This is a genomic window from Candidatus Symbiopectobacterium sp. NZEC135 (assembly GCF_025962695.1).
In genome coordinates this window covers 1-5,158 of the sequence record NZ_JAGFPF010000115.1, presented here as the reverse complement: position 1 = coordinate 5,158, position 5,158 = coordinate 1, and the positions used below count along the sequence as shown (strand labels likewise).

The 5,158-nt window shown below is 50.9% G+C and carries 7 protein-coding genes; 3 read left to right on the top strand and 4 right to left on the bottom strand.

Annotation, left to right across the window (positions count from 1 at the left end):
* From J5224_RS23265 to J5224_RS23255, 3 genes are all read right to left on the bottom strand, one after another.
* On the bottom strand, positions 1-1,000 hold a 1,000-nt coding region (locus tag J5224_RS23265; RefSeq protein WP_264627613.1), incomplete at its 3' end, for an MFS transporter.
* 5 nt (positions 1,001-1,005) lie between these two features.
* Positions 1,006-1,665, bottom strand: coding sequence for a metallophosphoesterase (locus J5224_RS23260; RefSeq protein WP_264627615.1), 660 nt, complete (start codon positions 1,663-1,665; stop codon positions 1,006-1,008).
* A gap of 46 nt (positions 1,666-1,711) precedes the next feature.
* Complete coding sequence (locus J5224_RS23255) at positions 1,712-2,140, bottom strand: hypothetical protein (protein ID WP_264627612.1); 429 nt, start codon at positions 2,138-2,140, stop codon at positions 1,712-1,714.
* A 162-nt stretch (positions 2,141-2,302) separates the two neighbouring features.
* On the opposite strand from J5224_RS23255, the gene J5224_RS23250 reads away from it, so the two are divergent.
* Positions 2,303-3,238, top strand: a complete 936-nt coding sequence (locus J5224_RS23250; RefSeq protein ID WP_264627611.1) for a LysR family transcriptional regulator — start codon at positions 2,303-2,305, stop codon at positions 3,236-3,238.
* 18 nt (positions 3,239-3,256) lie between these two features.
* Here J5224_RS23250 and J5224_RS23245 read toward each other — a convergent pair whose 3' ends face one another.
* Entirely contained in the window at positions 3,257-3,748 is a 492-nt protein-coding gene (locus tag J5224_RS23245) for a DUF2938 domain-containing protein (RefSeq protein ID WP_264627614.1), read from the bottom strand.
* A gap of 79 nt (positions 3,749-3,827) precedes the next feature.
* On the opposite strand from J5224_RS23245, the gene J5224_RS23240 reads away from it, so the two are divergent.
* Both J5224_RS23240 and J5224_RS23235 read left to right on the top strand, forming a co-directional pair.
* Complete coding sequence (locus J5224_RS23240) at positions 3,828-4,226, top strand: helix-turn-helix domain-containing protein (RefSeq protein ID WP_264627610.1); 399 nt, start codon at positions 3,828-3,830, stop codon at positions 4,224-4,226.
* A 422-nt stretch (positions 4,227-4,648) separates the two neighbouring features.
* On the top strand, positions 4,649-5,158 hold a 510-nt coding region (locus J5224_RS23235), incomplete at its 3' end, for a TerD family protein (RefSeq protein WP_264627609.1).

The window sequence follows — 5,158 nt, the reverse complement described above, 5'->3', positions numbered from 1 at the left end:
CAATGTCCATCATATGCGACTGGAGCGCAGGCACGAGAGCAAACCCGCCCCCCAGCAAAAACAGCACCATGAGCGTCGGCAGTTGTAGGGAGCCCGTCAGAGAAAACAGAACCAGAAAAACCACATTCCATATAATGATGCCAAAGATCGATGGGATAAGCGCTCTGTCGGCTAGTCGCCCTCCGATAATATTACCGGCAACCATACCCGCCCCCCAGAGAATCAGGATCCAGGGTACGGCTGACAAAGAGAAGCCAGCCATTTCGGTCAGCGCGGGGGTGATAAAGCTGTATACTGCAAACATACCCGCAAAACTGACTGAAGCCACCGCAAACGTCATCAGTATCTGGGGGCTACGCAGCGCCCCAAGCTCTTTAACGGGAGATGCAGTACCATCAGCAGCAATGGAGGGAACGCACAGCGAAACGATTGCTACCGTCAGCACCAGTCCCGCAAACACGCCCCAGAAAGACATTCTCCAGCCCAGAACCTGTCCAACCCAGGTAACCAGCGGAACGCCCGCCACGTTTGCCACCCCAAGCCCAAGCATCACATAGCCGATATAACGTGCCCTATGCTGTGGTGATACCATAGAAGCAGCAACCAGAGCCGACACGCCATACCATGCACCATGAGGCATTCCGGAGAGGAAGCGAGCAGTCAGCATGGAGGGAGCGTTCCACGCCATGGCACTAAATGCATATCCAACCATGGCAATCATCAGCAGAATGAGCAGAAGTATTTTGCGTGGCAGTCGCGCACCCAGTACAGCGATAGCTGGAGCACCGATCACCACACCAGCCGCATACGCGCTGATGTAGCCACCGGCTGCTGGAATCGAAACATCCGTGCCCTGAGCGAGATCGGGCAGAAGGCTCATTGGGGCAAACTCCCCGGTACCGATGCATAATCCTCCGGCACCGAGCGCAAGCATTGCGGGCAAAAGACCTAAGGGTGGGCGGATACGTCCATCTGCCCCTATCATGCTGTTTTCTGACACTGAGTCTAACTCCTGAGAACGTGATTTGTACTGTGCAGGGTGATGAGTGTTATTTCTGACTGCTTGCCAAGGCGAAAGGGAAATCCGTTCCAAATCCCTGTACCGTTACTCACGTACAGCGTCATCGCTCCCAGAGGGTACTGGCCTGATACAAACCCGTTGTTGGCGGATCCGATGAGTTTATCGAGTCCGGAAATCATGCCTCCGTGAGTGTGACCAGAAAGCTGGAGGCTAACGCCCATCTCTTCGTTTTGTCGGGCGTTTCCCGGACGATGATCAAGCAGAATGACCGTGTCATCAGGACGGCGTGCTGCCAGGGCATCATTCAGTTGGGGACCCTGCAACCCATATTTCGGAGCGACAGCATCAGTAACGCCAGCAAGGTAGATTGCAGCACTCCCCTGGGTAATACGGGTAGCGGAATTGTTCAGGAAGGTTAACCCGAGTTTTTCGAATGTTTTCACCCAGTCCGGGGCACAAAAATAGTACTCGTGGTTACCTGTCACAGCCCAAACCCCGTGTTTTGCGCGCAGGTCGCCCAGAGGTTCAATGTCCCCATAGCGGGACATCACCCAGCCGTCAACCATATCCCCAGTGAGAACGATAAGATCGGCGTTGAGGGCGTTGGTTCGGGTGACCACGTCCTGTACCCAGTTCCGAGGCAGAAGTCTGCTGGAATGGAGGTCGGCGAGTTGAACTATCGAGAATCCTTCAAACTGAGGAGGCAGGCCCCTTAAGCGTTATCCGGACGTGATTGACCTGCGGGGCCCTGATGCCCTGCCAAACAGCGACTGATGACAAAATGACGGCCACGGCCAGCAACAGCCCCCGTAATCCAGACTGGTGTGTGAGAGGCTGACCGAAAAGTATCCTTAAAATAAGGTAGAGTGCGTCACGGAGCAGGAGAAGCCCAGCCAGAAAAACGGCCACACCAAAGAGCCATCCCACCAGGATCATCAGCGGCCGAGACAACTCAGGAGAAAACATATTTCCAGTCAGAAGCCGAGTAAACCAATGGAACTCACACACTGCCGCAATCAATAAACCAATGATGATTTTCAGGACAAGTGAAATGGTTAGCGGCCTGACAAATCTGAAAAGCAGGTATAATGCAGGAAGCAGAGTCCAGATATGGAACACGTGAATCTCTCCAGGAGGTCTGATGAAAAAGCATCCCCCTGAGAAGATCGCTGGTGGGTTGCATCTCTATGTTGAATCCATCTAAACTTAACATTCCTTAAAGGCGATTTTGTGTCATTAAATTTAATGACACGTTGAAATCAACTCAACGGTCCATTATCTATGCCAGCCAAAACTCCCACCACGCTTACCCGCAGCGACCTTGCCGACCTCAATGCCTTTTTAATCACAGAAAGAATGCGCAGTTTTACCAAAGCAGCGGTTGAACTGGGGATTACTACTTCGGCCCTCAGCCATTCCATACGCAATCTGGAGACCCGCCTTGGCGTCCGGCTGCTTAACCGAACCAGCCGGACCGTTTCACCGACCGAAGCCGGGACCACTCTGGCACTGCGACTTACCACTGGGTTCAGGGAAATTGGCGACGCCCTGGAAGAGATAAACCTTATGCGAGATCGCCCTGTAGGTCGGCTGCGACTTAACGTGCTGAGCGATGGTGCCCGTTTGGTTATTGCCCGACATCTTCCGCGCTTTATCAGCAAATATCCTGATGTTGAAGTCGAAATCAGCGTGGACGATCGCATGGTGGATATCGTGTCCGAGGGCTTTGATGCCGGGATACGTTTCGGTGGCACAGTACCTGAAGACCTGGTTGCCGTTCGTCTTGGCGGCGAACTTACATGGGTGGCGGTGGCTTCTCCACGGTATCTTTACCAGCACACTCCCCCTTCCATACCGGAGGATTTGCGACTTCATGACTGCATCCAGATGCGCACTGGGCAGGGGATTATCTACAGGTGGGAGTTCCGCCGGAAAGAGGATTATCGCGTGGTGGATGTAACAGGGCCTGTTTGTGTCAGCGAAACGGCGCTGGCTATCGAGCTGGCCCTGTCGGGAGTCGGTATTGCCTACTGTTTGAAAGACAGAGTGCGTGATTATATCCGCGATGGCAGTCTCAGGGTCGTCCTACCAGAATGGTCCCCCATCGAACCGCCGATGTATCTCTATTATCCGGGGCACCGACGACTGCCACAGGGTTTGAAAGAACTGATTGAGGTACTGCACGAAGAAATCACACACACAGACAGAAAAGGCTAACGGAACAGCAGACCACGGTTAAGGCCATGAGAATACGGTCAGAACAGTGGCCATGCCATAAAGTCCGATTCCATATACCAGATGCGTCACAAGGCTTAACAAGCGCGCCAACCACGGGCGGGAGGTGCGGGACGCCGCGATGCCAAAGCCAAACGCGGGCTGTAGCATCATGAACGGAGCCGGTAACGTTAACACACCGACCAGCAGACCCGTTAACAGACAAGGTTCATGAAACCAGCCTCCTCCGGCCAACATAAACGGTATAGACGCAAAAAGTATTCCGGTCAGGTAATGAAATGCCCAGCCAGTAAAAATCTCTCCTTGCATTCGGGACGTCGAGACGATTGTGTGATGCCAGAATTTTCCTCTGGGGAGCCATAAAATCCAGCGACCAACCAGCGCATAATTCAGTGGCGGAACGTTCAGTAGGTGTTTCTGACACCATGACCATAAATCCATGACCAACGTTGCGCCGATACCTGTTATGACCGTTTGAAGAACAAGAATCATATCCAATGTCTGCTTCCTTTTTTGATGACATACTAAACTGGGAACCAGTGTGCAACTTAAAGTAAGGTTCAAGTCAACAATGAAAGAACTGGATATCCGAGAGATTGCTAACCTTTCTGGCGTTACCCCCTCAGCGTTGCGGTTTTACGAAAAGAAAGGATTAATCACACCTGTTGGCCGCAATGGCCTGAGGAGGCAGTACCATGAAAACGTGCTGAATAAACTGCAACTGATTGGGTTAGGCCAGGCCGCTGGGTTTTCTCTGGATGAAATGGCTACGATGTTCAATACGGAGGGTAAGGTTGCTATCGACCGCGAGTTGCTCCACCAGCGCGCAAAGGAGATAGACAACACCATTCGCAGGTTGCAACTGTTAAGTCGGGGGCTGAAGCATGCTGCCCGCTGTACAGAGCCGGAGCATACTCAGTGTGAAGAATTCAAGAAAATTGTCTCGAGAGGGCTTCGACTTCTCAGGTAAATATTTCTTAGCGGACAACCGATACGCTCCCCATCGAAAACGGTTAAGCAGAATGGAACGTGCCTGATGTCTAAAATGGCACTCCTCCTCAAGCATAAATTAACTGTGTCGCTCTGGTTTTACTTCCTTATTTATCCGCACCGTAGCACCCCGCAATTAAAACAGGAAAGCTAATGATATAAACATCTAAATAAATGAATTGATATACACACAACAAAACACCGAGGGACACATCGCCATATAAAAAACTCATTTACAGCGCATCTCGCAAAAAAAGAAAAAACAATATATTTTTAGTGACTTTATATTGCCAATATCTATTTTAAATAGCATGTATAACCGAGATAAGCGCCATACCTGCGTGCGCTCCTCTGCGCTTAAGCAAACGCTTAGCGAGTGATAGACAAAAGGAGATTGGCATCATGTCGTTACAAACAGGTCAAAACCAGATCCTTACAACCTCGCAGTTGACACTGAGAATAAAATACACCACTCCATCTGGCTTTCATGGACAGGTAGATAACACTGTATTTCTGATCAATAAGTACACCATGATCAACATGGATGAGGACATGGTATTTTTAAATCAACCTAACCTGCCCGATCACAATATAGCTCCAGAGGGTATTCCACATGAAAGCACTATCTCATTGGATCTCAGCAAAATTGACGCAGACGTCAGTAAAATTTCAATAATTATCGCTATCGACGGTGATGACGGTGAAGGCATTTCTGCACTTAGTAGTCTGATGCTGATCGCGGAGAATATTGCTCAATTCAGCCCAGAGATTCAGCACTGTCACGAGCAGCTGATGGTACTTGCAGAGATTTATCGCCACGAGGGAGGGTGGAAACTGCATGCCGCGGGGCGGGCGCTCAGCAATGGGATTGAATCGCTGTTACAGAACGAGGAGATGCCCACGCAACCACCC